This window comes from Bradyrhizobium sp. JYMT SZCCT0180, from assembly GCF_018130165.1.
Lineage (GTDB): Bacteria > Pseudomonadota > Alphaproteobacteria > Rhizobiales > Xanthobacteraceae > Bradyrhizobium.
The window spans coordinates 34,809-59,243 of record NZ_JAFCLZ010000034.1 but is presented as its reverse complement, the minus strand read 5'-3'; the positions used below and the strand labels follow the sequence as shown (position 1 = coordinate 59,243).

Sequence of the window (24,435 nt, the reverse complement as noted above, 5' to 3'; positions counted from 1 at the left end):
CTTAATTGATCAACGCGGCTGCCTTCACGGCAGTCACGGCGGTGTTGTAATTGTTGACGAGTTGCTGAACCGAGGCCGCCGACATGTCGAGCACCGGCTTCGGATAGACGCCGAACAGGATGGTGAGGAACACCAGCGGGAACAGCATCAGGCCTTCGCGGAACGTGAGGTCCTTGATGCTGGCGAGCGCCGGCTTTGTGAGTGCGCCGAACACCACCTTGCGATACAGCCAGAGCGCATAGCCCGCCGAGAGGATCACGCCGAGTGTCGCGAAGGTCGCGGTCGGGATCGAGACCTTGAAGGTGCCGAGCAGCGTCATGAATTCGCCGACGAAACCCGACGTGCCGGGCAACCCGACATTGGCCATGGTGAACACCATGAACACCAGCGCGTAGAGCGGCATCCGGTTCACCAGCCCCCCGTAGGCGGCGATTTCGCGGGTGTGCATGCGGTCATAGACGATGCCGACGCAGAGGAACAGCGCGCCGGAGACGATGCCGTGCGAGATCATCTGGAACACGCCGCCGGCCACGCCCTGCGTGGTGCCGGCGAAAATGCCCATGGTGACGAAGCCCATATGCGCCACCGACGAATAGGCGATCAGCTTCTTGATGTCTTCCTGCATCAAGGCCACCAGCGAGGTGTAGATGATCGCGATCGCCGACAGCGAGAAGACGATCCAGGCGAAATCATGCGACGCCAGCGGGAACATCGGCAGCGAGAACCGCAGGAAGCCGTAGCCGCCCATCTTCAACAGGATCGCGGCCAGGATCACCGAGCCCGCGGTCGGCGCCTCGACGTGCGCGTCCGGCAACCAGGTGTGCACCGGCCACATCGGCATCTTCACCGCGAACGATGCAAAGAACGCCAGCCATGCCCAGGTTTGCAGGGAGCGCGGCACGGCGGTGTGCATCAGCGTCGGGATGTCGGTCGTGCCGGCGTTCCAGTACAGCGCCATGATGGCGAGCAGCATCAAGACCGAGCCGAGCAGCGTGTAGAGGAAGAACTTGAAGGACGCGTAGACCCGGCGCGGGCCGCCCCAGACGCCGATGATCAGGAACATCGGGATCAGGCCACCCTCGAAGAACAGGTAGAACAGCACGAGGTCGAGCGCCGAGAAGGTGCCGATCATCAGCGTTTCCAAGAGCAGGAACGCCATCATGTATTCGCGCACCCGCATCGTCACCGACTTCCAGCTCGCGATGATGCAGAGCGGCATCAAGGCGGTGGTCAGGATCACGAACGGCAGTGAAATGCCGTCGACACCCATGTGGTAGGTGATGCCGCTCGCCAGCCACGACGCCTTTTCAATGAACTGGAAGTCCGGATTGGTCGCATCGAAGCGCCAGACCAGGATCAGCGAGATTGCAAAGGTGACCAGCGTGGTCCACAGCGCGATCCAGCGCGAGTTGCTTCGCGCCGCATCATCGTCGCCGCGGCTGATGTAGATCACCAGCGCGCCGAACAGCGGCAGGAAGGTGACGACCGAGAGAATGGGCCAGGTTGTCATCACTGGCCTCCCAAGCCGAACATGAACCAGGTGATTAGTCCGGCAACCCCGATCAGCATCGCGAACGCGTAGTGATAGAGATAGCCGGTTTGGATCTTCACGACGTTGCGGGTGACATCGAGCACCCGCGCGGAAATACCGTCGGGGCCGAAGCCGTCGATGACGTAGCCATCGCCCTTCTTCCACAGGAAGTGGCCGATCCACTTGGCCGGGCGAACGAAGATCAGGTCATACAGCTCGTCGAAATACCATTTGTTGAGCAGGAACTGGTAGAGCATCGGGTGCTGACTGGCGAGTTCGACCGGCAGATAGGGCCGGCGAATATAGAAGACGTAGGAGATGTAGGCGCCCACCACCATCATCACGGTCGGCAGGTACGCGATCCACGCCGGGATGTGGTGCATCTCTTCGATGATGTTGGGGTGCATCTTGAGGGATTCACGGAAGAACTCGGCCACGCCATGGCCTGCGAACAATTCCTTGAACGGGAAGCCGGCCAGGATCGAGCCTGCGGCGAGGACGCCGATCGGGACCAGCATCCACAGCGGCGCCTCGTGAGCGGCTTCATAGTGCTCCTGATCGTGCGGCTCGCCATGGAAGGTCTTGAAGATCAGACGCCAGGAATAGAACGAGGTCAGGCCGGCTGCGACCACCGTCATCAGGAAGCCGTACATCGCGAACGGATTATGCGAGACGAACGCGGATTCGATGATCGCATCCTTGGAGAAATAGCCGGCGGTAAGCGGGAATCCCGTCAATGCCAGCGTGCCGATCACCATCACGATATAGGTGAAGGGAATCCGGTCCTTCAGCCCGCCCATGTTGCGGATGTCCTGCTCGTGATGCATCGCGTAGATCACCGAGCCTGAGCCCAGGAACAGCAGCGCCTTGAAGAAGGCGTGCGTGAACAGATGGAAGATGCCGACCGAATAGGCCCCTGCCCCCATCGCCACGAACATGTAGCCGAGCTGCGAACAGGTCGAGTAAGCGACGATGCGCTTGATGTCGTTCTGCACGAGGCCGATCGTCGCCGCAAAGAACGCGGTGGTAGCGCCGAAGAACATCACGACGGCCTGCGCGTTCGGCGCCAGTTCGAACAGCGGCGACAGCCGCGCCACCATGAACACGCCGGCGGTGACCATGGTCGCGGCATGGATCAGCGCCGAGACCGGCGTCGGGCCTTCCATGGCGTCCGGCAACCAGGTGTGCAGCAGGAACTGGGCGGACTTGCCCATCGCGCCCATGAACAGCAGCAAGCAAGTCAGCGTCAGCGCATCGGCGTGCCAGCCGAACACGTCGATGGTCTTGCCTTTGAGCCCCGGCGCGCCCGCGAAGATGGTCTCGAAATCGGTGGACTTGAGCAGCATGAACACGGCGAAGATGCCGAGCGCGAAACCGAAATCGCCGACGCGGTTGACCACGAAGGCCTTGATCGCCGCCGCATTGGCCGTCGGCTTCTGGTACCAGAAACCGATCAGGAGATAGCTGGCGAGGCCGACGCCTTCCCAGCCGAAGAACATCTGGACGAGGTTGTCCGAGGTCACCAGCATCAGCATCGCGAAGGTGAACAGCGACAGATAGGCAAAGAAGCGCGGCCGGTGCGGATCCTCGTCCATGTAGCCGATGGAATAAAGATGCACGAGCGCCGAGACGGTGTTGACCACGACCAGCATGACCGCGGTCAGCGTATCGACGCGCAGCGACCACGCAACCTGCAGATCGCCTGAATTGATCCAGGGGAACAGGGCAATGCGGGCGTCATGGTGCATGAAGCCGACATCGACCAGCGTGACCCAGGAAAGGGCAGCCGAAATCATCAAGAGACCGGTCGTGATCAGTTCCGCTGCGCGCGAGCCCGCAGCTGGCGGCTCGGCCACGTGATGGTCGTCATGGCCGTGGTCATCATGGCCATGATCGTCATGGGCCGCCGCCGCATGCGCATCGGCGCCATGACCGTGCCCATGGCCGTCATCATGATGTTCGACCGTATCGCCGCTCGGGTTGCGCGCATGCGCCCCGAACAGCGCGATCAGGCCGGCCAGAATGGCGCCCAGCAGCGGCAGAAAGACGATTGCCTGAATCATAGCTGCGCCTAGCCCTTCATCAAATTAACGTCTTCAACCGCGATCGAACCGCGGTTGCGGAAGTACACCACCAGCACCGCAAGGCCGATCGCCGCCTCGGCTGCGGCGACCGTCAGCACCAGCAGCGCAAACACCTGGCCGACGATGTCGCCGAGGAAGGTCGAGAACGCCACCAGGTTGATGTTGACCGAAAGCAGGATCAGCTCGATCGACATCAGGATGACGATGATGTTCTTGCGGTTTAAGAAGATGCCGAGGATCCCGAGCGTGAACAGGATGGCGCCGACCGAGAGGTAATGTCCGAGCCCGATCGTCATTTCACCCACTCCGCCGCGTCCGCGTCCTGCAGGCCCTGGCCTGCGGCCACCTTGCGCACGCTCATCGCGAGCTCCGGCGTCCGCGCGTTCTGCACATTGATGTCCTGCCGCTTGACACTGACCTTGTGGCGCAGCGTCAGCACGATGGCGCCGATCATCGCGACCAGCAGCACCATGCCGGCGAGCTGGAAGTAATGGATGTACTTCGTATAGAGCACGAGGCCGAGCGCCTCGGTGTTGCTGACATTCGTCGGGATCGCCGCCGTGATGTTCTTGGTCACGGACGGATTGATCGCCCAGCCGCCGACAACAAGCAGAAGCTCGAACACGAAGATGCCGCCGATCACGAGTCCGATCGGCAAATATTGCATGAAGCCTTCGCGCAGTTCGACGAAATCGACGTCGAGCATCATGATCACGAACAGGAACAGCACCGCGACCGCGCCGACATAGACCACGATCAGCATCATGCCGAGGAATTCGGCGCCCATCAGGATGAACAGGCCCGAGGCGTTGACGAAGGCCAGGATCAGGTACAGCACGGAGTGCACGGGATTGCGCGAGACAATCACCATCACCGCCGACGCCACGCAGATGCCGGCAAACAGATAGAAGAACAGCGCGGGAAGGATCATGCCCTCACCTCACCGGTACGGCGCGTCGAGTTCGATCGATTTTGCAATCTCTCGCTCCCAACGGTCGCCATTGGCGAGCAATTTCGCCTTGTCATAATAGAGTTCCTCGCGGGTCTCGGTCGCGAATTCGAAATTCGGCCCCTCGACGATGGCATCGACCGGGCAGGCTTCCTGGCACAGGCCGCAATAGATGCATTTCACCATGTCGATGTCGTAGCGCACGGTGCGGCGGGTGCCGTCGTTGCGGCGCGGGCCGGCCTCGATGGTGATGGCCTGCGCCGGGCAGATCGCCTCGCACAGCTTGCAGGCGATGCAGCGCTCTTCGCCGTTCGGATAGCGGCGCAGCGCGTGCTCGCCGCGGAAGCGCGGCGAGATCGGGCCCTTCTCGAACGGATAGTTCAGCGTCGGCTTCGGCTTGAAGAAGTAGCGCATGGCGAGGAAGAACGCCGATACGAACTCGGTCAGGAGAAGCGAGCGGGCTGTTGCGTTGATATTGACACTCATAGCGACCTCATTTCGGCGCGAGCCCCGCGAATTGCAGAACTCCGGCGACGATCACCACCATCGCCAGCGACAGCGGCAGGAACACCTTCCAGCCGAGCCGCATCAGTTGATCGTAGCGGTAGCGCGGCACGATCGCCTTCGCCATCGCGAACATGAAGAACATGAAGAACACTTTCAGCGCGAACCAGATGATCCCGGGCACCCAGGTGAACGGTGCGTAGGGAATCGGCGGCAGCCAGCCGCCCAGGAACAGGATCGTCGCCAGCGCGCACATCGTGGTGATCGCAACGTATTCGCCGAGCATGAACAGCAAATACGGCGTCGAGCCGTATTCGGTCATGAAGCCCGCGACCAGTTCGGATTCCGCTTCGACCAGATCGAACGGCGGCCGGTTGGTTTCGGCCAGCGCCGAGACGTAGAAGATCACGAACATCGGAAACAGCGGCAGCCAGTACCAGCCGAGCAGCCCGAATCTGGTGTTCTGGGCCTGCACCACGTCGGTCAGGTTCAGCGAGCCCACGCACAACAGCACCGTGATGATGACGAAGCCGATCGAGACTTCGTAGGACACCATCTGCGCCGCCGAACGCAGCGCGGCGAGGAACGGGTACTTCGAGTTGGACGACCAGCCGGCCATGATGATGCCGTAGATCGACAGCGACGAGATCGCAAAGATGTAGAGCACGCCAACATTGATGTTGGAGATCACCCAGCCGAAATCCATCGGGATCACGGCCCAGGCCGCCAGCGCCAACACGCAACTGACCAGCGGCGCGAGCAGGAACACGCCCTTGTTGGAGCCGGAGGGAATAACCGGCTCCTTCAGCACGAACTTCAAAAGATCGGCAAAGGATTGCAGCAGGCCCCAGGGGCCGACGACGTTGGGACCCCTGCGGATCTGCACCGCCGCCCAGATCTTGCGGTCGGCAAGCAGGATGTAGGCGATCGCGACCAGCAGCACGACCAGCAGCAGCAGGCTCTGCGCGACCATGATGATCAGCGGCCAGAGGAAACCGGTCCAGAACGAGCTTGCGAAGAATTCAGCCATCAGATCACGCTCACTCCGCTGCCGTCAGCATTTGCCCGGACGCCAGCCGCGAACATTCCGCCATCACCGCCGACGCGCGCGCGATCGGGTTGGTGAGGTAGAAATCCTCGACGGGCGTCTTGAACGGCGTCTTGTCGACGCTGCCGCCCTTGCCGGCCAGCGCCTTCACCTCTTCCGGCTTACCGGGCTCGATCTGGTCGATCCGGATCAGATGCGGCACGGCCTTGAAGAGCTCCTGGCGCAACGCCTGAAGCGAGTCATAGGGCAGCTTCTTGCCCAGCACATCCGACAGCGCACGGACGATCGCCCAGTCCTCGCGCGCCTCGCCCGGCGGGAACGCGGCGCGGTTGGCAATCTGCGCCCTGCCCTCGGTGTTGACGTAAATACCGGATTTTTCGGTATAGGCCGCGCCCGGCAAAATGACGTCCGCGCGATGCGCGCCGCGATCGCCATGGGTACCGATATAAACCACGAAGGTCCCGTCGGGCACCTTGACGTCATCGGCGCCGAGCAGGAATAGCACATCGAGCGTGCCGAAGGTGGTCATTTGCGCGAGATTCAGGCTGCCCTTGCCGGCGGCAAAACCGATGTCGAGCGCGCCCGCGCGCGACGCCGTATCCTGCAGCACGCCAAAACCATTCCAGCCGTCCTTGAGTGCGCCGACGTCGACCGCGAGTTTGGCAGCGAGCGCCAGCACCGCGGCGCCGTCGTGGCGCGCCAGCGAACCGGCGCCAACCAGCACGATCGGGTTCTTGGCGCCCTTGAGCACTTCGGCGAAGGAATGCTTGCCGGCCGCGAGATCACCGAGCGAATCGGTACCGGCGCCGAGATAATCGTAATCATAGGTCAGGTCGGCCTTGGCGCCGATGACGCCGACCTTGAGCCTGCCCGTGCGCCAGCGCTTGCGGATGCGCGCATTGAGGACGGCGGCTTCCTTGCGCGGGTTCGATCCCACGATCAAGAGCGCGTCGGCCTGCTCGATCCCGGCAATGGTCGGATTGAAGATGTAGGACGCACGGCCGGCGCTGGGATCGAAGGCGTCGCCGCCCTGCACCGCCAGGTTGGCCGAGCCGCACTTCACCAGCAGCTCCTTCAGCGCGAACATTTCTTCGACCGCGGCAAGGTCGCCCGCGATCGCACCGATCCGCTTGCCGTCGAGCCGGCCGGTCTTGGCAGCGATCGCCGCAAACGCCTCAGACCATGACGCGGCGCGAAGCTGGCCGTTCTGGCGGATATAGGGCCGGTCGAGCCGCTGCGTCCGCAGGCCGTCGACGATGTGGCGGGTCTTGTCGGAAATCCATTCCTCGTTCACGGCTTCGTTGATGCGCGGCAGGATCCGCATCACCTCGCGGCCGCGGGTATCGACCCGGATCGCCGAGCCGACGCCGTCCATCACGTCGACCGACTGGGTCTTGCCGAGCTCCCAGGGCCGCGCCGCAAAGGCATAGGGCTTCGAGGTCAGCGCGCCGACCGGGCAGATGTCGACGAGATTGCCCTGCAATTCGGACGTCAGCGCCGATTCCAGGTAGGTCGTGATCTCCATGTCCTCGCCGCGGCCGGTCGCGCCCATTTCCGGCGCGCCGCAGACTTCGGCGGAGAAACGGACGCAGCGCGTGCACTGGATGCAGCGGTTCATCGAGGTCTTGACCAGCGCGCCCAGATATTTGTCCTCGACCGCGCGCTTGTTCTCGGCAAAGCGCGAGGTGTCGACGCCGTAGCCCATCGCCTGATCCTGCAGGTCGCACTCGCCGCCCTGATCGCAGATCGGGCAATCCAAGGGGTGGTTGATCAGCAGGAACTCCATCACGCCTTCGCGCGCCTTCTTCACCATCGGCGAACGCGTCGAGATTTCCGGCGGTTCGCCCTTCGGACCCGGACGGCAATCGCGCACGGCCCAGGCGCAGCTGGCCACCGGCTTCGGGCCGCCCTTCACCTCGACGAGGCACATCCGGCAATTGCCGGCGATCGAGAGCCGCTCGTGGTAGCAGAAGCGCGGAATTTCGGCGCCCGCGGCCTCACACGCCTGCAGCAGCGTGTACTCCGCGGGGACATCGATCTCTTTGCCATCGACGATGAGTTTGGTCATTGCGCTCTCAAGTCTTTCCGAGCTTGCAGTCGGGTGGTGTAACGCTTGATGTCTTCAGCGACGCCTTGATCCATTGCTGGGTCTCGGCGCCATAGGTGGCGAGATAGGCCGGCTGCGCCGCGTTCTTCTCGCACAGGAACGGCAGATGCGGTTTCAGGTCGTAATCGCAGGAAGCCAGCCACTCGCGCTTTCCCGCGAACGCGCCGAGCGCTTCCTCACAGGCGTAGAGGAAGTAGGTGACGAAGCTCTCGTACTGGACCTGCTCGTCGCGGCCGCCGGCCTTGATCTTCTCGTAGTCCGGCTGCGCGAATTTCGGATTCTTGAACGCCAGATCGGTGTAGCCCAGAAACGCCTGCCGCGCGCTGGTCGCGCGGTTGCCGGTGCGGATCTCGTTGATCTGGAGCAGGATCGCAACAAAGCCGAGCAGCGCCACGGTCGCCTGCGCCATCTGCGCAAGCGTCCCGTATCTCTGCCACCAGAAGCTCGGTTGCGACATGGACATTACTCCGCCGCGACCATGTTGACGGGGTCGCGCACGCCGATATCGTCGATATCGGCCTTGTGCGAATACTGATCGATCCGCTCTTCGATCTCGTGACGGAAATGCGCGATCAGGCCCTGGATCGGCCACGCCGCGGCATCGCCCAGCGCGCAAATGGTGTGGCCTTCGACCTGTTTTGTCACCTCAAGCAGCATGTCGATTTCGCGCTTGTGGGCGCGGCCGTCGGCCATGCGCGTCAGCACCCGCCACATCCACCCCGTGCCTTCGCGGCACGGCGTGCACTGGCCGCAACTCTCATGCTTGTAGAAATAGGAGATCCGCGCGATCGCCCGGATCAGATCGGTCGACTTGTCCATCACGATGACGGCCGCGGTGCCGAGGCCGGAACGCAGCTTGCCGAGGCTGTCGAAATCCATCGGCGTATCGATGATCTGTTCGGCCGGCACCATGCGCACCGACGAGCCGCCGGGGATGACAGCCTTGAGATTGTCCCAGCCGCCGCGAATGCCGCCGCAATGGCGCTCGATCAGTTCGCGGAACGGAATCCCCATCGCCTCTTCGACGTTGCAGGGCCGTTCGACATGGCCGGAAACACAAAACAGCTTGGTGCCGACATTGTTGGGCCTGCCGATCGCGGCGAACCACGCCGCGCCGCGCCGCAGGATGTCGGGCGCAACCGCAATCGACTCGACGTTGTTGACGGTGGTCGGGCAGCCATAGAGACCGACATTGGCCGGGAATGGCGGCTTCAGCCGCGGCTGGCCCTTCTTGCCTTCGAGGCTTTCCAAGAGCGCGGTCTCTTCGCCGCAGATATAGGCGCCTGCGCCGTGCGCGACATAGATGTCGAACGGCCAGCCATTGAGGTTGTCCTTGCCGACCAGCTTGGCGTCATAGGCCTGGTCGATCGCGGCCTGCAGATGTTCGCGCTCCCGGATGAATTCGCCGCGCACATAGATGTAGCAGGCATGCGCGTTCATCGCGAAGCTCGCGAGCAAGCAGCCCTCGACCAGGAGATGCGGATCGTGCCGCATGATCTCGCGGTCCTTGCAGGTGCCGGGCTCGGACTCGTCGGCGTTGACGACGAGATAGCTCGGCCGGCCGTCGGTGGATTCCTTGGGCATGAACGACCATTTCAGCCCGGTCGGAAATCCCGCCCCGCCGCGCCCGCGCAGGCCGGAGGCCTTCATCTCGTTAATGATCCAGTCGCGGCCCTTGTCGATGATCGATTTGGTGCCGTCCCAGGCGCCGCGGCGGCGTGCACCCTCAAGGCCCCAATCGTGCAGGCCGTAGAGATTCTTGAAGATGCGATCCTTGTCGTCGAGCATGACCAGAACTTCCCGGGATCAACGTTTGGACTGAGAGTAAGCGAGCCCCGCGGCGCATCCGCCGAAGGTCAGCGCCCACAACAAAGCGGAATCGAACGAGGCGTTCAGCGCGTAGCGCTGCAGCAGAAAAATGAACGTGGCCGCGGCCAGCGCGTGAAGGGTCATCAACTGCCAGGTCTTCATCGCAGCGGCCCTCCCCGGCCCGCCCGCTCGCAACAAGCGATCGCGCGTCATGTGGTTTCCTTCAGCGTGGTCGGGCCGCCTACCGGCGCCGAGAACTGACGGTCGATCTGCGGTCCAGGTTTCGGCGGATTGCCGGAGGCAAAGCCGTCGAGCACCTTGCCGAAGTTCTCCTTGTTGAGGTCCTCGTAGGTGTCCTTCCAGATCAGCACCATCGGCGCGTTGACGCAGGCGCCCAGGCACTCGACCTCTTCCCAGCTGAAATTGCCGTCCTTCGACAAATGGAAGGGATCGTGATGGATACGGCTCTGGCACACCTTGATGATGTCTTCCGCGCCGCGCAGGCGGCACGGCGTGGTGCCGCAGACCTGGACATGGGCTTTCTTGCCGACCGGCTGCAGCTGGAACATGGTGTAGAAGGTCGCGACCTCGAGCACGCGGATGTAGGGCATATCCAGCAGATCGGCGACGGCGCGGATCGCGACTTCCGAAACCCAGCCCTCATGCTGCTCCTGCACGCGCCACAGGATCGCGATCACCGCCGACGCCTGCCGTCCGGGCGGATATTTCTCGATCTGCTTTTTTGCCCAGGCGAGGTTCTCCTCGGAGAACGTAAAGCTCGCGGGCTGCAGTTCCTTTGGTGCAAGGCGGCGGACGGACATCGTTCAGTCTCTCATTGCGCGCGGGGCTGCGGCTTTCGCATTGAGCGCATTGATCCGGTCGAGCCAGAATGCGCTTGCGGTGCCGAACACGTTGTAGCCGACGTGGGTTGAAACCTTGATGCGATCGAGGATGGAAAGGTCGGTCACGGTTTCAAGGCGATTGCTGCGCGGATCGTAGACGATCAGCTTCAGCGGGGTCTGGTCGAGGATGTAGCGCGAGACGGTATGCTGCGGATCGTTGCCGTGCTCCTCGCACAGGATCACGCTGTCGGCCTCCAGCAGCCGCTTGCCGCCCTTCATGGCCTCGATCTCGACGCCTTCGACGTCGAGCTTGATCAGGAATTTTCCGCCGGCGGCAACCTTGCCGTCGTCGATCAGATTGTCGAGCGCGATGACCGGCACTTCCTCGCCAGCGCTCTGGTCGCCGGCGATGCTGAAGGCTTCATGCTTGGTGCCGCTCAATCGCGCGGTGCCGCGCGCGGCGCCGATCGCGCATTTCATCGCTTCGAAGCGGTTGCCGTTGAGTCTCGCGTTGTTGGCCAGCTTCGGAAAATTCTGGCCCGACGGTTCGATCGCGATCGCCTTGTGCGAACCGAACGGCTTGCTCGAGACCAGCACCGACCAGTAACCGTAATTGGCGCCACAATCGAGCAGCGTGTAGTCGACGTCGGCAGAATGCCTGAACAGCAATTCGAGTTCGTCCTCATAGGCGAACGTGCGGTTGAGCAGCTTGCTCCAATAGCCGTCGCCATAGGGGAATGCGAACGTCGCGTCCGCATTCAGCCGGACGTCGATGTCGCGTGCAGGCAACGTCCTGCGCAGGAGATTGGCGCACATGTTGTAGCCGCGATGCGAAAAGTTCGACGATATTTTCGATCCCAGCGTCAGCGCCACCGCAGCCAGCCGCTCCCACGGGTTGGCGCCTTCAAGCGCACCCGAAGCCCGGTCAAACTGGATTGGCGGCTGCGCCATCACCGATCGACCTCTCCGAACACGATGTCGAGCGAGCCGAGGATGGCCGAGACGTCGGCGAGCAGATGGCCCTTGCAGATGTGGTCCATCGCCTGCAGATGGGCAAAGCCCGGCGCGCGGATCTTGCACTTGTAGGGCTTGTTGCTGCCGTCAGCGACCAGGTAGACGCCGAACTCGCCTTTCGGCGCCTCGACCGCGGCGTAGACTTCGCCGGCCGGCACGCGAACGCCCTCGGTATAGAGCTTGAAGTGATGGATCAGCGCTTCCATCGAACGCTTCATTTCGCCACGACGCGGCGGCGCGATCTTGTTGTCCTCGACGACGACAGGCCCCTGCCCGTCCGGCGCCCGCAGCTTGGCGATGCACTGCTTCATGATGCGCACCGATTGGCGCATCTCTTCCATGCGGATGCAATAGCGGTCGTAGCAGTCGCCGTTCTTGCCGATCGGAATGTCGAAATCCATCTCGGCGTAGCATTCGTAAGGCTGCGCCTTGCGCAGATCCCAGGCCGCGCCGGAGCCACGCACCATCACGCCGGAAAAGCCCCACTCCCAGGCTTCCTTCAGCGGCACCACGCCGATGTCGACGTTGCGCTGCTTGAAGATGCGGTTGCCGGTGAGCAGCGTTTCGAGGTCGGCGACGACCTGCAGGAACGGATCGCACCAGGCGTCGATGTCGTCGATCAGCTTCGGCGGCAAATCCTGGTGCACGCCGCCGATGCGGAAATAGGCCGCATGCATCCGCGAGCCGGAAGCGCGCTCATAGAACACCATCAGCTTTTCGCGCTCTTCAAAGCCCCACAGCGGCGGGGTCAGCGCGCCGACGTCCATCGCCTGCGTGGTGACGTTGAGCAGATGCGACAGGATGCGGCCGATCTCGCTGTAGAGCACGCGGATCAATTGCCCGCGGCGCGGCACCGTGATGCCGAGCAGCTTTTCCGCGGCGAGGCAGAACGCATGCTCCTGGTTCATCGGCGCGACGTAATCGAGCCGGTCGAAATACGGGATCGCCTGCAGATAGGTCTTCTGCTCGATCAGCTTTTCGGTGCCGCGATGAAGCAGGCCAATATGCGGATCGACGCGGGCGACGACTTCGCCGTCCAGCTCCAGCACCAGACGCAGCACACCGTGCGCTGCCGGATGCTGCGGTCCGAAATTGATGGTGAAATTGCGAAGATTCTGTTCGTTCATGGTCAGGCCTTCGGCTCCGCTTTCTCGTCGCCGGGCAGCGGATAGTCAGCGCCTTCCCATGGCGAGAGGAAATCGAACTTGCGGAATTCCTGGTTGAGACGGACGGGTTCGTACAACACCCGCTTCTCCTGGTCGTCGTAGCGCACCTCGACGAAGCCGGTGAGCGGGAAATCCTTGCGCAGCGGATGGCCGTCGAAGCCGTAATCGGTCAGCAGCCGCCGCATGTCGGGATGGCCGGTGAAGATCACGCCATAGAGATCGTAGCATTCGCGCTCGAACCAGTCGGCGCCGGGAAACACGTCGATGATCGAAGGCACCTGCGTGGTTTCGTCGGCCTCGGCGCGTACGCGGAGGCGCCCGTTCAGCGTCGGGGACAGGAAGTGATAGATCACGTCGAAGCGCTTTTCGCGGCCGGGATAATCCACCGCTGTGACGTCGATGATGCTGACGAAACGGCAGGCGGGATCGTCGCGCAGGAATTTGACGACCTCGACGATCCTGGTCGCGTCGACCGTGATCGTGAGCTCGTTGTACGCGACCGCATGGCCGCTGGCCGCACCCGGAAGCGCGCTAACAATCGTCTGCCCCAAGGCGTCGAGCTTGCCGTCGTCCATTGACCTGAAACCTTAGCGTTCGATGGTGCCGATGCGCCGGATCTTCTTCTGCAGCAGCAGCACGCCGTAGAGCAGCGCTTCCGCCGTCGGCGGGCAGCCGGGCACGTAGATGTCGATCGGCACGATCCGGTCGCAGCCACGCACGACCGAGTAGGAATAGTGATAATAGCCGCCGCCATTGGCGCACGACCCCATCGAGATCACGTAGCGGGGCTCCGGCATCTGGTCGTAGACCTTGCGCAGCGCCGGCGCCATCTTGTTGGTCAGCGTGCCCGCAACGATCATGACGTCGGACTGCCGCGGCGAAGCGCGCGGCGCAAAGCCGAAGCGCTCGACGTCGTAACGCGGCATCGACACCTGCATCATCTCGACGGCACAGCAGGCGAGACCGAACGTCATCCACATCAGCGAGCCGGTGCGCGCCCAGGTGATGAGATCGTCGGTCGCGGCGACGAAGAAGCCCTTGTCGGAAAGCTCGTGATTGACCTCGAGGAAGTACGGGTCATTGGCGCCGACCGGCTTGCCGGTCGAGGGATCGATAATGCCGGTCGCGGCCGGCGCGATCACCGGCGAAGACCCGTGCGATACGGCGGTGGGGCTCAATCCCATTCGAGCGCGCCTTTCTTCCATTCATAGGCAAAGCCGACCGTGAGGACGGCGAGGAACACCATCATCGACCAGAAGCCGGTGGCGCCGAGCTTGCCGAACGCCACCGCCCACGGAAACAGGAACGCGACTTCGAGGTCGAAGATGATGAAAAGGATCGCCACCAGATAGAAGCGGACATCGAATTTCATGCGGGCGTCATCGAAAGCGTTGAATCCGCATTCATAGGCGGAAAGCTTTTCGGGATCGGGCTGCTGGAACGCAACGAGGAACGGGGCAATCAACAGCGCCAGACCGATCAGGCTTGCCACCCCGACAAACACGATAAGTGGAAGGTAATTCTGCAGGATGCCGTTCATCGGCGGGACCTTTTCCTGCGGTTTCGGACAGCCGCAGATTCGCTGATTGGAATTATTCTTGAGGCTTAGCGCAGCGCAACAGAGGGCGCAAGACAAGCTATTTTGTGGTCTAACCGGGGCTACCACGCCGTGGACAACTCAGGAAAGCAAGGGCGTTCCCGTCGCCACCCTGGCCAGCGTTTCGCGCCGTGCGCCTCGCGCAATCCATCCATGCGAACCCTGCTCGCGCGTCGCGCAACTGGTGTACCGATCAGCCAACCAAATGTCCGGGCTCACCGCTCCGGTTTTCGCGATGTGCACGCTGACGCAGGATTGCAAAACCATGGCGTCGGCTTCCCGCCTCGGGCCGACTTTTGCGATCGCACACACCGCCGCCGAGCATGCGAGCGCTGGCGTCCGCGATGATCCTGATTGACCCCAACCTGCTTTGGCCAGGGCCCGTCTGCCTGCTCGCGGTCGGCATGATCAACGGACGAACTGAAGGACGACTATGGCGCAGGCGCCCCGCGCTATTCGCTTCTGTCGGCCGAGGTCACGACTCGGCGCACTGCAGTTCATCTCGGCCGCCCGGTCGAGACGCGTAGCCATCAAACAAACGGGTTAGCAGAACCGATCTTGGCTTATCCTGTTGTTATTACTTATATTTCATGCCATGTCGCCTGTCTGTGCCTTCGCCGCGACAACAGGCTGGCGGCCTAAGGACGCCGAAATGGCGCAAAATCGCCCCGAAAACCCAGCGGACGAAACCATTTCACGGAATCCACGAAACCGTCCCGAAACAGACGGGGCGTACATCTCTTGCCATCAGATGGCGCATAGACGCCTCGGAGGCATCACATGAACCACTCAATTCACTCGGCAGACCGTTCGACCCACCTGAAGATCGTGGTTGTCGCGCTCGTGGCTGGTATCGCGGTGGCAGCTTTCGGCATCTCGGCGCGCACCAATTCGGAATACACCCAGACGGCCCAGACGACCCAGGTCGTGAAGGCAGGCAAGCCGGTGGTCATCACCAGCTCGCAGACCTCGACGGTCCGCTAAAGGGGTTTCGTTCTCAGCACCGGCAAGACGGCCGCCTTCGGGCGGCTTTTTTGTTGGCTGCGCAGCCACTTCCGCCGCACGCTGGAACTATCGGGCCGCGCTTGAGCGCAACCGAGTTCCAGTCCGGCGATCGGGGGATTTGTCCTTAAGCCATTGAAAAATGGCGCGAGAGACGGGACTCGAACCCGCGGCCTCCGCCGTGACAGGGCGGCGCTCTAACCAACTGAGCTACTCCCGCGGATGCGTAATCACGTCTTGATCCGCGCAGAAGCGAGGACTTAAAGGGCCTCCTTGTTTTAGTCAAGGACGTTGCGAATCCCCTTGTCAAATGGGCCTTTTTGCGATGCCGATGCAAAAAACGGCCTATTTGCAGGCAAAACAGCGTAGGCACCCGCCACCCGAATCGTTTAAGGCCTGATACGCCTAAGTTTCCGTAAAGCCATTCACCACCGAGGGAGGGCCGAATATGGCGAAGAAAGCAGCGACTCCGGCGACGATCACGCTGAAGCATCTGGCAGCGGCCATCGCCGAGGACCAGGAACTGTCCAAGAAGCAGGCTGAATCGATTCTGACCGACACGGTCTCCCTGATCACCAAGCACCTGAAGAAGGGCGAGCGGATCCGCATCGTCGGCCTCGGCATCCTCCAGGTCCGCAAGCGCGCCGCCCGCATGGGCCGCAACCCCGCCACCGGCGAAGCCATCCAGATCAAGGCCAGCAAGAAGGTTGCCTTCCGCGCGTCCAAGGAACTCAAGGAAGCCGTTTAAGTCACGGTACTTCCGATCCGACGTTCAAGCGCCGTTCCGGGGGCCCGGAATGGCGCTTTTCTGTTATAGAGCGCCGTCGTTTCTCCAATCCTGTTGTGGTTGTCATGCTGGCTTCGCCCCTCGCCTTTACCCACGGTGTTACCGAGCGCTTCCTGCGCTATGTCGTGATCGACACCCAGTCGGATCCGGCGTCACCGACCTGCCCCTCCACCGAGAAGCAAAAAGACCTCGGCCGCGTGCTTGCTGCCGAACTCAAGGCCATGGGCCTCTCCGACGCCCATCTCGACGAGCACGGCTATGTCTACGCGACGATCCCGGCCAATTCAGACAAGAAGGTGCCGGTGATCTGCTTCTGCTCGCACATGGACACCTCGCCGGATTGCAGCGGCAAGGACGTCAAGCCGCAGATCGTGCGCAATTATCGTGGCGGCGACATCGTGCTGCCGGCTGATCCGACGCAGGTGATTCGATTCGCCGACCATCCGGCGCTGGCCGACCAGATCGGCAACGACATCGTCACGACAGACGGCACCACGCTGTTGGGCGCCGACAACAAGGCCGGTCTCGCCGAGATCATGGATGCCGCGCAGTTCCTGATCGACAATCCGCAAGTGAAGCATGGCGCCATCAAGATCCTGTTCACGCCGGACGAAGAGATCGGCCGCGGCGTCGACAAGGTCGATTTGAAAAAACTCGGCGCCGACTTCGCCTACACGATGGACGGCGAAACCGCGGGGAATATCGAGGACGAGACATTTTCGGCCGATGGCGCCACCATCAGCATCGAGGGCGTCAGCACCCATCCCGGCTTCGCCAAGGGCAAGATGGAGCACGCGATCAAGATCGCCGCCGCCATCGTCGATCGCCTGCCGAAAGACACCTGCTCGCCGGAGACCACTGAAGGCAAGCAGGGTTTCCTGCATCCGATCGGCATTTCCGGTGCGCTGGAGAAGGCGACTATCGGCTTCATCGTGCGTGATTTCACCGACGAGGGCTTGAAGGAAAAAGAGGCGCTGCTGGAGGGCATCGTCAAAGGCGTGATGAAGGACTATCCGCGCTCGACCTACCGGATGGAGGTCAAGCACCAGTACCGCAACATGAAGCAGGTGATCGACCGCCATCCCGAAATCGTCGACTACGCGATCGAGGCGATCCGCCGCGCCGGCTTGACGCCGGTGCGCTCATCGATCCGCGGCGGCACCGACGGCTCGCGGCTATCGTTCATGGGGCTGCCCTGCCCCAACATCTTTGCCGGCGAGCACGCCTTCCACTCGCGGCTGGAATGGGTCAGCGTTCAGGACATGGAGAAAGCCGTGCAGACCATCGTGCATCTGGCGATGATCTGGGAAGAGAAGGCCTGACGAGCGGGAGCGACACTGTGAAGATCAGAAATTCGATTTGTCTGGTGTTGTTCGCGTTTGGCGCAGCGCCTGCCCTGGCGCAAACCGCGGCCGAGAAAGTCACCGTGAGCTCCCTGCTCGCGCAGGACTATGCAATCGCCGGGACCTCGGCGACGCCGAGCGGCGGCGCCGGACTGTTTCTGCGCAAAGGCGCAAAGCTCTATTTCTGCTTCGTTTCCGAGACCCGGCAATCGGCAACGGTTGCGACTGAGTATTGCAAGCCGGTTGAGTAGACCGCGGGGCCGGACACAAAATCGCGAAAACAACCCCATGCAAAGATAGCAGGGTTGAATCACCGGTAATTAGGTGGCGCGCGCGGTCACGATCCAGACCGAGGCCGGGAGCAGCACCGCGTCGCCCTTGGCGTACGGCGTGAGCGCGTCTCGGATCGAATTGGCCGCCGCAACACGAAGCTCCTCCGGCTGCCCATCGAGCGCGCGGCTCACGGGGCCGATTTCGAGCGCGCCCTGCACCGCCCCATCGACGCCGCGGCCGATCGCGGCGTCCAGCAACAGCGGACAGGCTTCCATTTCCACGCCTTCAAAGCCGGCTCCCTCCAGGATGCGGCGGACGCGCGCTTCCGAGGCAAACGCAAACGGTCCGGGATCTTCCGGCCCCATCTGCGGCAGCTTTGGCACGTGCTTGTAGGCGGCCTGCAACGGCGCCATGAAGAACGGGTTTTCGCGCGGCTCGCGCCAGCAGGCGAATGCCAGGCGGCCGGTGGGCCGCAGCGCCTTGCGCATGTTCGCGAACGACGCCACCGGATCGGCAAAGAACATCACGCCGAACCGCGAGGCCAGCAGATCAAAACTGGCGGGCTCAAACGGATAGACGGTGGCATCCGCCAGCGCGAACTCGACCGGCAGATCCTTTGGCGCACTCGCCCGCGCCCGTTCCAGCATCGGGCCCGATATGTCGACGCCGAATGCGTGGCCCGACGGCGCGACCTTTTTCGCAAACGCGACCGTCGTGACGCCGCTGCCGCAGCCGATATCGATGACCCGTTCGCCGGGGTTGGGTTTCGCGCGATCGATCAGAAGGTCGGCGACCGGCCCGAGCACGACGTCCTGCTCCGCCTGCCGCGCCGCCCAGCGTTGCCCGGCCGGTCCGTTCCAGTAGGCGATCTGGTCGGCGTTCTGCTCGTGGCCTGTCGGGGTGGTCATGTTTGGAAAACTTTCTGAAGGTCCGCCTTCGCTCTACGAGCTACGGCGAGACAGCCTTCGCGCTTCGCACCCGTGGCTGGCATGCCCAGCCGTAGCGCGAAGCGCGAAGGCTGGTAGGCGGCGACGGATTCGAACCGCCGACCCTCTCGGTGTAAACGAGATGCTCTAACCAGCTGAGCTAGCCGCCCTCAAGTCGCCTGTTTAGCGCCGCCCTGCCCCTCGGCGCAAGCGGGGAACCTCCAACAAAAAGGCGGCGTCCCGAGAACGGGACACCGCCTTTGTCACATTGCCTGATCTCAGTGCGCTGTCAGGCCACCGGCGTCATCCGCAGCGTCGGATTTCACCGGCACCTTGCTGTCCTCTTCCCAGACGATCGCCACCGGTGGGCGCACCAGCGCCTTGGCGACGACGTCATCAAGCCGGGCGACCGGGATGATGTCCATGCCGCCCTTGATCGCATCGGAAATCTCCGTGAGATCCTTGGCGTTGTCCTCGGGGATGAACACCGTCTTGATACCGCCGCGGGCGGCAGCGAGCAGCTTCTCCTTCAGACCGCCGATCGGCAGCACCCTGCCGCGCAGCGTGATCTCGCCGGTCATGGCGACATCGTGCCGGACCGGAATGCCGGTCATGACAGAAATGATGGCGGTCGCCATCGCAACACCCGCCGACGGTCCGTCCTTCGGGGTTGCCCCCTCCGGAACGTGGACGTGGATGTCACGCCGGTCGAACAAGGGCGGCTCGATGCCGTAGTTGATCGAGCGCGAGCGAACATAGGACGCCGCCGCCGAGATCGACTCCTTCATGACGTCGCGCAGGTTGCCGGTCACCGTCATCTTGCCCTTGCCGGGCATCATGACGCCTTCGATGGTGAGCAGCTCACCACCGACATCGGTCCAGGCCAGGCCCGTCACGATGCCGACCTGCGGCTCGCTCTCGATCTCGCCGTAGCGGTACTTCGGCACACCCAGGAATTCCTCGAGGGACTTCTCGGTGACCTTGACCGACTTCTTCTTGGAGATCATCAGCTCCTTCACCGCCTTGCGGGCGAGTGTGGAGAGCTCACGCTCCAGGTTACGCACGCCCGCTTCGCGGGTGTAGCGGCGGATCATCAACAGCAGCGCATCGTCGTCGATCGACCATTCCTTGGAATCGAGGCCATGCTTGGCGATGGCGTTCGGGATCAGATGCTTGCGCGCGATCTCGACCTTCTCGTTCTCGGTATAGCCGGCGATCCGGATGATCTCCATGCGGTCCATCAGCGGTCCGGGAATATTCAGCGTATTCGCGGTCGTGATGAACATGACGTTCGACAAATCGTAGTCGACCTCCAGATAGTGGTCGGCGAACGTGCCGTTCTGCTCGGGGTCCAGGACCTCAAGCAGCGCCGACGACGGATCGCCGCGGAAATCGGCGCCCATCTTGTCGATTTCGTCCAGCAGGAACAGCGGATTCGAGGACTTCGCCTTTCGCATCGACTGGATGATCTTGCCGGGCATCGAGCCGATATAGGTGCGGCGATGACCGCGGATCTCGGCCTCGTCGCGCACGCCGCCAAGCGACACGCGCACGAACTCGCGCCCCGTCGCCTTCGCGATCGACTTGCCGAGCGAGGTCTTGCCGACGCCGGGAGGTCCGACCAGGCACAGGATCGGTCCGGTCAGCTTGTTGGCGCGCGACTGCACGGCCAGATACTCGACGATCCGGTCCTTGACCTTCTCAAGCCCGTAATGGTCGCTGTCCAGGACCTCCTGCGCGGCCACCAGGTCCTTCTTGACCTTGGACTTCTTGTTCCACGGGATCGACAACAGCCAGTCGAGATAGTTGCGCACGACGGTGGCTTCCGCGGACATCGGCGACATCTGGCGCAGCTTCTTCAGCTCGTGCTGCGCCTTCTCCCGCGCTTCCTTGGAGAGCTTGGTCTTGGCAATCTTCTCTTCCAGATCGGCGAGCTCGTCGCGACCTTCGTCGTCGCCGAGTTCCTTCTGGATCGCCTTCATCTGCTCGTTCAGGTAATACTCGCGCTGGGTCTTCTCCATCTGGCGCTTGACGCGCGAGCGGATGCGCTTCTCGACCTGCAGCACCGAGATCTCACTCTCCATCAGGCCCAGCACCTTCTCCAGGCGCTGCGTGACGGACAACGTCTCCAGGATGCCCTGGCGATCGGCGATCTTGACGGCGAGATGCTGGGCGACCTGATCGCTCAGCTTGGCGAAATCAGTGATCGCCTGAACCACGCCGACGACTTCGGCGGAGATCTTCTTGTTCAGCTTCACATAGCTTTCGAAGTCGGACACGACCGAACGCGCGAGCGCCTCGGCCTCGACGGAGGTCGCATCGGTATCGGCGAGCGCAACGGCGGTTGCTTCGTAATATTCGCTGCGGTCGGAATATTTCTGGACGCGTGCGCGCTCCAAGCCCTCGACCAGCACCTTCACGGTGCCGTCGGGCAATTTGAGCAGCTGCAGGACGCTGGCGAGCGTGCCGACTTCGTAGATCGAGTCCGGGCTCGGATCATCGTCGGACGCGTTCTTCTGCGTCGCGAGCAGGATCAGCGCATCGTTCTTCATCACCTCTTCGAGCGCGCGGATCGACTTCTCGCGGCCGACGAACAGAGGCACGATCATGTGCGGGAATACGACGATGTCGCGGAGCGGCAGCACCGGATAAGAGTGGGTTTCGCCGTGGACGATAGATGGCCGGGGTTTGGCTGAAGTCATGGCCTAATTCCTTTTGTTGTGCCCCCTTGCACGCAGTCCGCTCGATGTGCGCAACCGCCACAAGGTGCCGGGAGGTTCCGGGGCTGCAAGCCACCTTCGCAGCCTGTTTTTCCGGATCGTTTGGCGACGAATCTCAAGCATGAGCTGCGCCACCGACAGCATTAGGTGGCTATCGGGTACGGGGGTGTCAAGTCACGAAAAATGCCCGTCAAATGGGGCTAAACGCGAAGGATTGCTGCGCAAGAACTACGCCGCTGTGGCCGCCGGAATGTCCCGGCAGCCGTCCTGTTTGGGACGGAAATCCATCCCCGACCAGGGCCTATCAGGCGCTGGCGCTGCTCTCGACGGCGCGGTCGGAACGGTCCGCGTAGATGTAGAGCGGACGGGCAGTTCCCTCGACCACTTCGCGCGAGATCACCACCTCTTCGACGCCTTCCAGACCCGGAAGATCGAACATGGTCTCAAGCAGGATGCTTTCGAGGATCGAACGCAATCCCCGCGCGCCGGTCTTGCGCTCGATCGCCTTGCGGGCGACCGCGCCAAGCGCCTCGTCGGCGAAGGTGAGTTCGATATTCTCCATTTCGAACAGCCGCTGGTATTGCTTCACCAGCGCGTTCTTCGGATCGGTCAGGATCTTCTTCAGCGAAGCCTCATCCAGATCTTCCAGAGTCGCGACCACAGGCAAGCGGCCGACGAATTCCGGGATCAGGCCGTACTTCAAGAGATCTTCCGGCTCGACATGGCGGAAGATTTCGCCGGTGCGGCGGTCTTCCGGCGCCAGGACCTGCGCCGCGAAACCGATCGAGGTCGAACGGCCGCGTGCGGAGATGATCTTCTCGAGGCCTGAGAAGGCGCCGCCGCAGATGAACAGGATGTTCGTGGTGTCGACCTGCAGGAATTCCTGCTGCGGATGCTTGCGGCCGCCCTGCGGAGGCACGGAGGCAACGGTGCCTTCCATGATCTTCAACAGCGCCTGCTGCACGCCCTCGCCCGAGACATCGCGGGTGATCGACGGATTGTCGGACTTGCGGCTGATCTTGTCGATTTCGTCGATATAGACGATGCCGCGCTGCGCGCGCTCGACATTGTAGTCGGCCGACTGCAGCAGCTTCAGGATGATGTTCTCGACGTCCTCACCGACATAGCCGGCTTCGGTCAGCGTGGTCGCATCCGCCATCGTGAACGGCACGTCGAGAATCCGCGCCAGCGTCTGCGCCAGCAGCGTCTTGCCCGAACCGGTCGGACCGATCAGCAGGATGTTCGACTTCGCGAGTTCGACGTCGTTGTGCTTGGTCTGGTGATTGAGCCGCTTGTAGTGATTGTGGACGGCGACCGAGAGCACCTTCTTGGCGTGGCTCTGGCCGATCACGTAGTCGTCCAGCACCTTGCATATTTCCTTCGGCGTCGGAATGCCGTCGCGCGACTTCACCAGCGAGGACTTGTTCTCCTCACGGATGATGTCCATGCACAGTTCAACGCATTCGTCGCAGATGAATACGGTGGGTCCCGCGATCAGTTTGCGGACCTCATGCTGGCTCTTGCCACAGAACGAGCAATACAGCGTGTTCTTGGAGTCGCTCGTGCCGACCTTACTCATTCTATTCTCCGTCCGCCGTTCGATCCCGTCACTCGATCGACCCATTCCGGTACCAAACCGGACCTGAAAGTAGATAGAGCAAATTCCGTACCAAAAAAGACCTTAACTCAATACGCGTCGTTCGAATCACGGTTTACTCGAATCCCCGTGAACCTACCCGATCCGTCACAGCCAACCATGCTGACACCCGACTATCAAGAATTCGCTAACCGGGCGCGGACCGGACACCGTGACAATACCGTGATTTTCGGCCTTCGCACGGGGAGAAGTTGTCGAAATCGCCCGGGCGTTGCGCGATTACCACGCTGCCAAACCAGCACGAAAGCGGAACTTTCTGCCTACGTGCGGGCATAGACAGCCCGCTAAGAGCGTAATTTGCCGATTGGGCCCGCCTGTCAAGGTCAACCCGTGGGTACCTCCACCCGTTACCTTACGGGGTCTTGGTCATCGCCGGCTCTTCCGGACGCTTATCCATCACCTTGTCGACAATACCGAAGTCCTTGGCCATATCGGCGGTCAGGAACTTGTCGCGCTCCAGCGCATCCTCGATCGCCTTGTAGGTCTGGCCGGTGTGCTTCACGTAGATTTCGTTGAGCCGCTTCTTGAGATTCAGGATCTCCTGCGCGTGCAGCATGATGTCGGTGGCCTGGCCCTGGAAGCCGCCTGAGGGTTGGTGCACCATGATGCGCGAATTCGGCAGCGAGAAGCGCATGTCCTTGTGGCCGGCCGCCAGCAGCAGCGAGCCCATCGACGCCGCCTGCCCGGTGCACAGCGTCGTCACCGGCGGACGGATGAACTGCATGGTGTCGTAGATGGCGAGGCCCGATGTCACCACGCCGCCGGGCGAGTTGATGTACATCGAGATTTCCTTCTTCGGATTCTCGGCTTCAAGGAACAACAGCTGCGCGACCGTCAGCGTCGCCATGCCATCCTCGACCGGACCGGTCAGGAAGATGATGCGCTCCTTCAGCAGGCGCGAGAAAATGTCGTAAGCGCGTTCACCGCGGTTGGTCTGCTCGACCACCATCGGAACAAGGTTCATGTAGGTTTCAACGGGATCGCGCATGAATCACCTAAGGGGTTGGCGGGGGCGGACATCCATCGGCAACCAGGCTTGATTTGCCCGAAATGGACGAACGTCCCGTGATGCAGGA

General features: G+C 62.4%; 24 protein-coding genes and 2 tRNA genes. 4 read left to right on the top strand and 22 right to left on the bottom strand.

What is annotated here, in order from left to right; all coding sequences use genetic code 11:
* Position 1: 1 nt before the first annotated feature.
* The 16 genes from JQ641_RS34890 to JQ641_RS34815 are packed head-to-tail and all read right to left on the bottom strand — an operon-like array spanning position 2 to position 14,594.
* On the bottom strand, positions 2–1,510 hold the full coding sequence (locus JQ641_RS34890) for an NADH-quinone oxidoreductase subunit M (RefSeq protein WP_212001230.1): 1,509 nt from the start codon (positions 1,508–1,510) through the stop codon (positions 2–4).
* Positions 1,510–3,594 (bottom strand): NADH-quinone oxidoreductase subunit L, encoded by a 2,085-nt coding sequence (nuoL, locus tag JQ641_RS34885; protein WP_212001229.1) that lies wholly within the window; start codon positions 3,592–3,594, stop codon positions 1,510–1,512. Before nuoL ends, JQ641_RS34890 begins: the two co-directional genes overlap by 1 nt.
* Before the next feature lie 8 nt (positions 3,595–3,602).
* Positions 3,603–3,911, bottom strand: a complete 309-nt coding sequence (nuoK, locus tag JQ641_RS34880) for an NADH-quinone oxidoreductase subunit NuoK (protein WP_028162793.1) — start codon at positions 3,909–3,911, stop codon at positions 3,603–3,605.
* Positions 3,908–4,546: an NADH-quinone oxidoreductase subunit J gene (locus JQ641_RS34875; protein ID WP_212001228.1), complete on the bottom strand. Its 639-nt coding sequence runs from the start codon at positions 4,544–4,546 to the stop codon at positions 3,908–3,910. The genes nuoK and JQ641_RS34875 overlap by 4 nt, the downstream gene beginning before the upstream one ends.
* A gap of 9 nt (positions 4,547–4,555) precedes the next feature.
* Entirely contained in the window at positions 4,556–5,050 is a 495-nt protein-coding gene (nuoI, locus tag JQ641_RS34870; RefSeq protein WP_192733447.1) for an NADH-quinone oxidoreductase subunit NuoI, read from the bottom strand.
* Positions 5,051–5,057: 7 nt separating this feature from the next.
* Positions 5,058–6,098: an NADH-quinone oxidoreductase subunit NuoH gene (gene nuoH / locus JQ641_RS34865; RefSeq protein WP_212001223.1), complete on the bottom strand. Its 1,041-nt coding sequence runs from the start codon at positions 6,096–6,098 to the stop codon at positions 5,058–5,060.
* Positions 6,099–6,108: 10 nt separating this feature from the next.
* Positions 6,109–8,184 carry an NADH-quinone oxidoreductase subunit NuoG gene (gene nuoG, locus JQ641_RS34860; protein ID WP_212001220.1) on the bottom strand — a complete coding sequence of 692 codons (2,076 nt, stop codon included), beginning with the start codon at positions 8,182–8,184 and terminating at the stop codon, positions 6,109–6,111.
* 7 nt (positions 8,185–8,191) lie between these two features.
* On the bottom strand, positions 8,192–8,680 hold the full coding sequence (locus tag JQ641_RS34855; protein ID WP_212001218.1) for a hypothetical protein: 489 nt from the start codon (positions 8,678–8,680) through the stop codon (positions 8,192–8,194).
* Between the two features lie 5 nt (positions 8,681–8,685).
* Positions 8,686–10,011 carry an NADH-quinone oxidoreductase subunit NuoF gene (gene nuoF / locus JQ641_RS34850; protein ID WP_212001216.1) on the bottom strand — a complete coding sequence of 442 codons (1,326 nt, stop codon included), beginning with the start codon at positions 10,009–10,011 and terminating at the stop codon, positions 8,686–8,688.
* Between the two features lie 18 nt (positions 10,012–10,029).
* Positions 10,030–10,245, bottom strand: a complete 216-nt coding sequence (locus JQ641_RS34845) for a hypothetical protein (protein ID WP_212001214.1) — start codon at positions 10,243–10,245, stop codon at positions 10,030–10,032.
* A complete protein-coding gene (gene nuoE, locus JQ641_RS34840; RefSeq protein ID WP_212001209.1) occupies positions 10,242–10,853 on the bottom strand; it encodes an NADH-quinone oxidoreductase subunit NuoE in 612 nt (203 codons plus the stop codon). The genes JQ641_RS34845 and nuoE overlap by 4 nt, the downstream gene beginning before the upstream one ends.
* Before the next feature lie 3 nt (positions 10,854–10,856).
* Positions 10,857–11,825 (bottom strand): FkbM family methyltransferase, encoded by a 969-nt coding sequence (locus tag JQ641_RS34835; RefSeq protein WP_212001207.1) that lies wholly within the window; start codon positions 11,823–11,825, stop codon positions 10,857–10,859.
* Positions 11,825–13,015 (bottom strand): NADH-quinone oxidoreductase subunit D, encoded by a 1,191-nt coding sequence (locus JQ641_RS34830; RefSeq protein WP_212001205.1) that lies wholly within the window; start codon positions 13,013–13,015, stop codon positions 11,825–11,827. The genes JQ641_RS34835 and JQ641_RS34830 overlap by 1 nt, the downstream gene beginning before the upstream one ends.
* 2 nt (positions 13,016–13,017) lie before the next feature.
* Positions 13,018–13,629 carry an NADH-quinone oxidoreductase subunit C gene (locus tag JQ641_RS34825; RefSeq protein WP_212001203.1) on the bottom strand — a complete coding sequence of 204 codons (612 nt, stop codon included), beginning with the start codon at positions 13,627–13,629 and terminating at the stop codon, positions 13,018–13,020.
* 12 nt (positions 13,630–13,641) lie between these two features.
* Positions 13,642–14,238: a NuoB/complex I 20 kDa subunit family protein gene (locus JQ641_RS34820; protein ID WP_192733457.1), complete on the bottom strand. Its 597-nt coding sequence runs from the start codon at positions 14,236–14,238 to the stop codon at positions 13,642–13,644.
* Positions 14,229–14,594: an NADH-quinone oxidoreductase subunit A gene (locus JQ641_RS34815; RefSeq protein ID WP_192733458.1), complete on the bottom strand. Its 366-nt coding sequence runs from the start codon at positions 14,592–14,594 to the stop codon at positions 14,229–14,231. The genes JQ641_RS34820 and JQ641_RS34815 overlap by 10 nt, the downstream gene beginning before the upstream one ends.
* A gap of 837 nt (positions 14,595–15,431) precedes the next feature.
* On the opposite strand from JQ641_RS34815, the gene JQ641_RS34810 reads away from it, so the two are divergent.
* Positions 15,432–15,635, top strand: a complete 204-nt coding sequence (locus JQ641_RS34810) for a hypothetical protein (protein WP_212001200.1) — start codon at positions 15,432–15,434, stop codon at positions 15,633–15,635.
* A 161-nt stretch (positions 15,636–15,796) separates the two neighbouring features.
* Here the strand turns inward: JQ641_RS34810 and JQ641_RS34805 are convergent.
* A tRNA-Asp gene (locus JQ641_RS34805) sits at positions 15,797–15,873 on the bottom strand.
* A 228-nt stretch (positions 15,874–16,101) separates the two neighbouring features.
* Between JQ641_RS34805 and JQ641_RS34800 the strand changes: the two genes are divergently transcribed.
* The 3 genes from JQ641_RS34800 to JQ641_RS34790 all read left to right on the top strand — a co-directional run bounded on the left by JQ641_RS34800 (position 16,102) and on the right by JQ641_RS34790 (position 18,034).
* Complete coding sequence (locus JQ641_RS34800) at positions 16,102–16,401, top strand: HU family DNA-binding protein (protein WP_212001198.1); 300 nt, start codon at positions 16,102–16,104, stop codon at positions 16,399–16,401.
* A gap of 104 nt (positions 16,402–16,505) precedes the next feature.
* Positions 16,506–17,762, top strand: a complete 1,257-nt coding sequence (gene pepT / locus JQ641_RS34795) for a peptidase T (protein WP_212001196.1) — start codon at positions 16,506–16,508, stop codon at positions 17,760–17,762.
* A gap of 17 nt (positions 17,763–17,779) precedes the next feature.
* Entirely contained in the window at positions 17,780–18,034 is a 255-nt protein-coding gene (locus tag JQ641_RS34790) for a hypothetical protein (protein ID WP_212001194.1), read from the top strand.
* A gap of 69 nt (positions 18,035–18,103) precedes the next feature.
* Here JQ641_RS34790 and JQ641_RS34785 read toward each other — a convergent pair whose 3' ends face one another.
* From JQ641_RS34785 to JQ641_RS34765, 5 genes are all read right to left on the bottom strand, one after another.
* On the bottom strand, positions 18,104–18,964 hold the full coding sequence (locus JQ641_RS34785; protein WP_212001192.1) for a class I SAM-dependent methyltransferase: 861 nt from the start codon (positions 18,962–18,964) through the stop codon (positions 18,104–18,106).
* 111 nt (positions 18,965–19,075) lie between these two features.
* Positions 19,076–19,152: transfer RNA gene (locus JQ641_RS34780), tRNA-Val, on the bottom strand.
* Between the two features lie 108 nt (positions 19,153–19,260).
* The gene (gene lon / locus JQ641_RS34775; RefSeq protein ID WP_212001190.1) at positions 19,261–21,684 is read right to left on the bottom strand and encodes an endopeptidase La; all 2,424 of its coding nucleotides are present in this window, start codon (positions 21,682–21,684) and stop codon (positions 19,261–19,263) included.
* 322 nt (positions 21,685–22,006) lie between these two features.
* Complete coding sequence (clpX, locus tag JQ641_RS34770) at positions 22,007–23,281, bottom strand: ATP-dependent Clp protease ATP-binding subunit ClpX (protein WP_027537232.1); 1,275 nt, start codon at positions 23,279–23,281, stop codon at positions 22,007–22,009.
* Positions 23,282–23,711: 430 nt separating this feature from the next.
* Positions 23,712–24,347: an ATP-dependent Clp protease proteolytic subunit gene (locus JQ641_RS34765; RefSeq protein ID WP_212001188.1), complete on the bottom strand. Its 636-nt coding sequence runs from the start codon at positions 24,345–24,347 to the stop codon at positions 23,712–23,714.
* Between the last annotated feature and the right edge of the window lie 88 nt (positions 24,348–24,435).

Bases quoted from the DNA above. Each gene is read 5' to 3' on its own strand.
- JQ641_RS34785 (WP_212001192.1), bottom strand. From the start codon at position 18,964: ATGACCACCCCGACAGGCCACGAGCAGAACGCCGACCAGATCGCCTAC.
- JQ641_RS34845 (WP_212001214.1), bottom strand. From the start codon at position 10,245: ATGACGCGCGATCGCTTGTTGCGAGCGGGCGGGCCGGGGAGGGCCGCT.
- pepT (WP_212001196.1), top strand. From the start codon at position 16,506: ATGCTGGCTTCGCCCCTCGCCTTTACCCACGGTGTTACCGAGCGCTTC.
- JQ641_RS34765 (WP_212001188.1), bottom strand. From the start codon at position 24,347: ATGCGCGATCCCGTTGAAACCTACATGAACCTTGTTCCGATGGTGGTC.
- JQ641_RS34835 (WP_212001207.1), bottom strand. From the start codon at position 11,825: ATGGCGCAGCCGCCAATCCAGTTTGACCGGGCTTCGGGTGCGCTTGAA.
- nuoI (WP_192733447.1), bottom strand. From the start codon at position 5,050: ATGAGTGTCAATATCAACGCAACAGCCCGCTCGCTTCTCCTGACCGAG.
- JQ641_RS34815 (WP_192733458.1), bottom strand. From the start codon at position 14,594: ATGAACGGCATCCTGCAGAATTACCTTCCACTTATCGTGTTTGTCGGG.
- nuoE (WP_212001209.1), bottom strand. From the start codon at position 10,853: ATGTCCGTCCGCCGCCTTGCACCAAAGGAACTGCAGCCCGCGAGCTTT.
- nuoH (WP_212001223.1), bottom strand. From the start codon at position 6,098: ATGGCTGAATTCTTCGCAAGCTCGTTCTGGACCGGTTTCCTCTGGCCG.
- JQ641_RS34875 (WP_212001228.1), bottom strand. From the start codon at position 4,546: ATGATCCTTCCCGCGCTGTTCTTCTATCTGTTTGCCGGCATCTGCGTG.
- JQ641_RS34820 (WP_192733457.1), bottom strand. From the start codon at position 14,238: ATGGGATTGAGCCCCACCGCCGTATCGCACGGGTCTTCGCCGGTGATC.
- nuoG (WP_212001220.1), bottom strand. From the start codon at position 8,184: ATGACCAAACTCATCGTCGATGGCAAAGAGATCGATGTCCCCGCGGAG.
- JQ641_RS34810 (WP_212001200.1), top strand. From the start codon at position 15,432: ATGAACCACTCAATTCACTCGGCAGACCGTTCGACCCACCTGAAGATC.
- nuoF (WP_212001216.1), bottom strand. From the start codon at position 10,011: ATGCTCGACGACAAGGATCGCATCTTCAAGAATCTCTACGGCCTGCAC.
- JQ641_RS34825 (WP_212001203.1), bottom strand. From the start codon at position 13,629: ATGGACGACGGCAAGCTCGACGCCTTGGGGCAGACGATTGTTAGCGCG.
- JQ641_RS34890 (WP_212001230.1), bottom strand. From the start codon at position 1,510: ATGACAACCTGGCCCATTCTCTCGGTCGTCACCTTCCTGCCGCTGTTC.
- JQ641_RS34800 (WP_212001198.1), top strand. From the start codon at position 16,102: ATGGCGAAGAAAGCAGCGACTCCGGCGACGATCACGCTGAAGCATCTG.
- JQ641_RS34855 (WP_212001218.1), bottom strand. From the start codon at position 8,680: ATGTCGCAACCGAGCTTCTGGTGGCAGAGATACGGGACGCTTGCGCAG.
- JQ641_RS34830 (WP_212001205.1), bottom strand. From the start codon at position 13,015: ATGAACGAACAGAATCTTCGCAATTTCACCATCAATTTCGGACCGCAG.
- lon (WP_212001190.1), bottom strand. From the start codon at position 21,684: ATGACTTCAGCCAAACCCCGGCCATCTATCGTCCACGGCGAAACCCAC.
- nuoK (WP_028162793.1), bottom strand. From the start codon at position 3,911: ATGACGATCGGGCTCGGACATTACCTCTCGGTCGGCGCCATCCTGTTC.
- nuoL (WP_212001229.1), bottom strand. From the start codon at position 3,594: ATGATTCAGGCAATCGTCTTTCTGCCGCTGCTGGGCGCCATTCTGGCC.
- clpX (WP_027537232.1), bottom strand. From the start codon at position 23,281: ATGAGTAAGGTCGGCACGAGCGACTCCAAGAACACGCTGTATTGCTCG.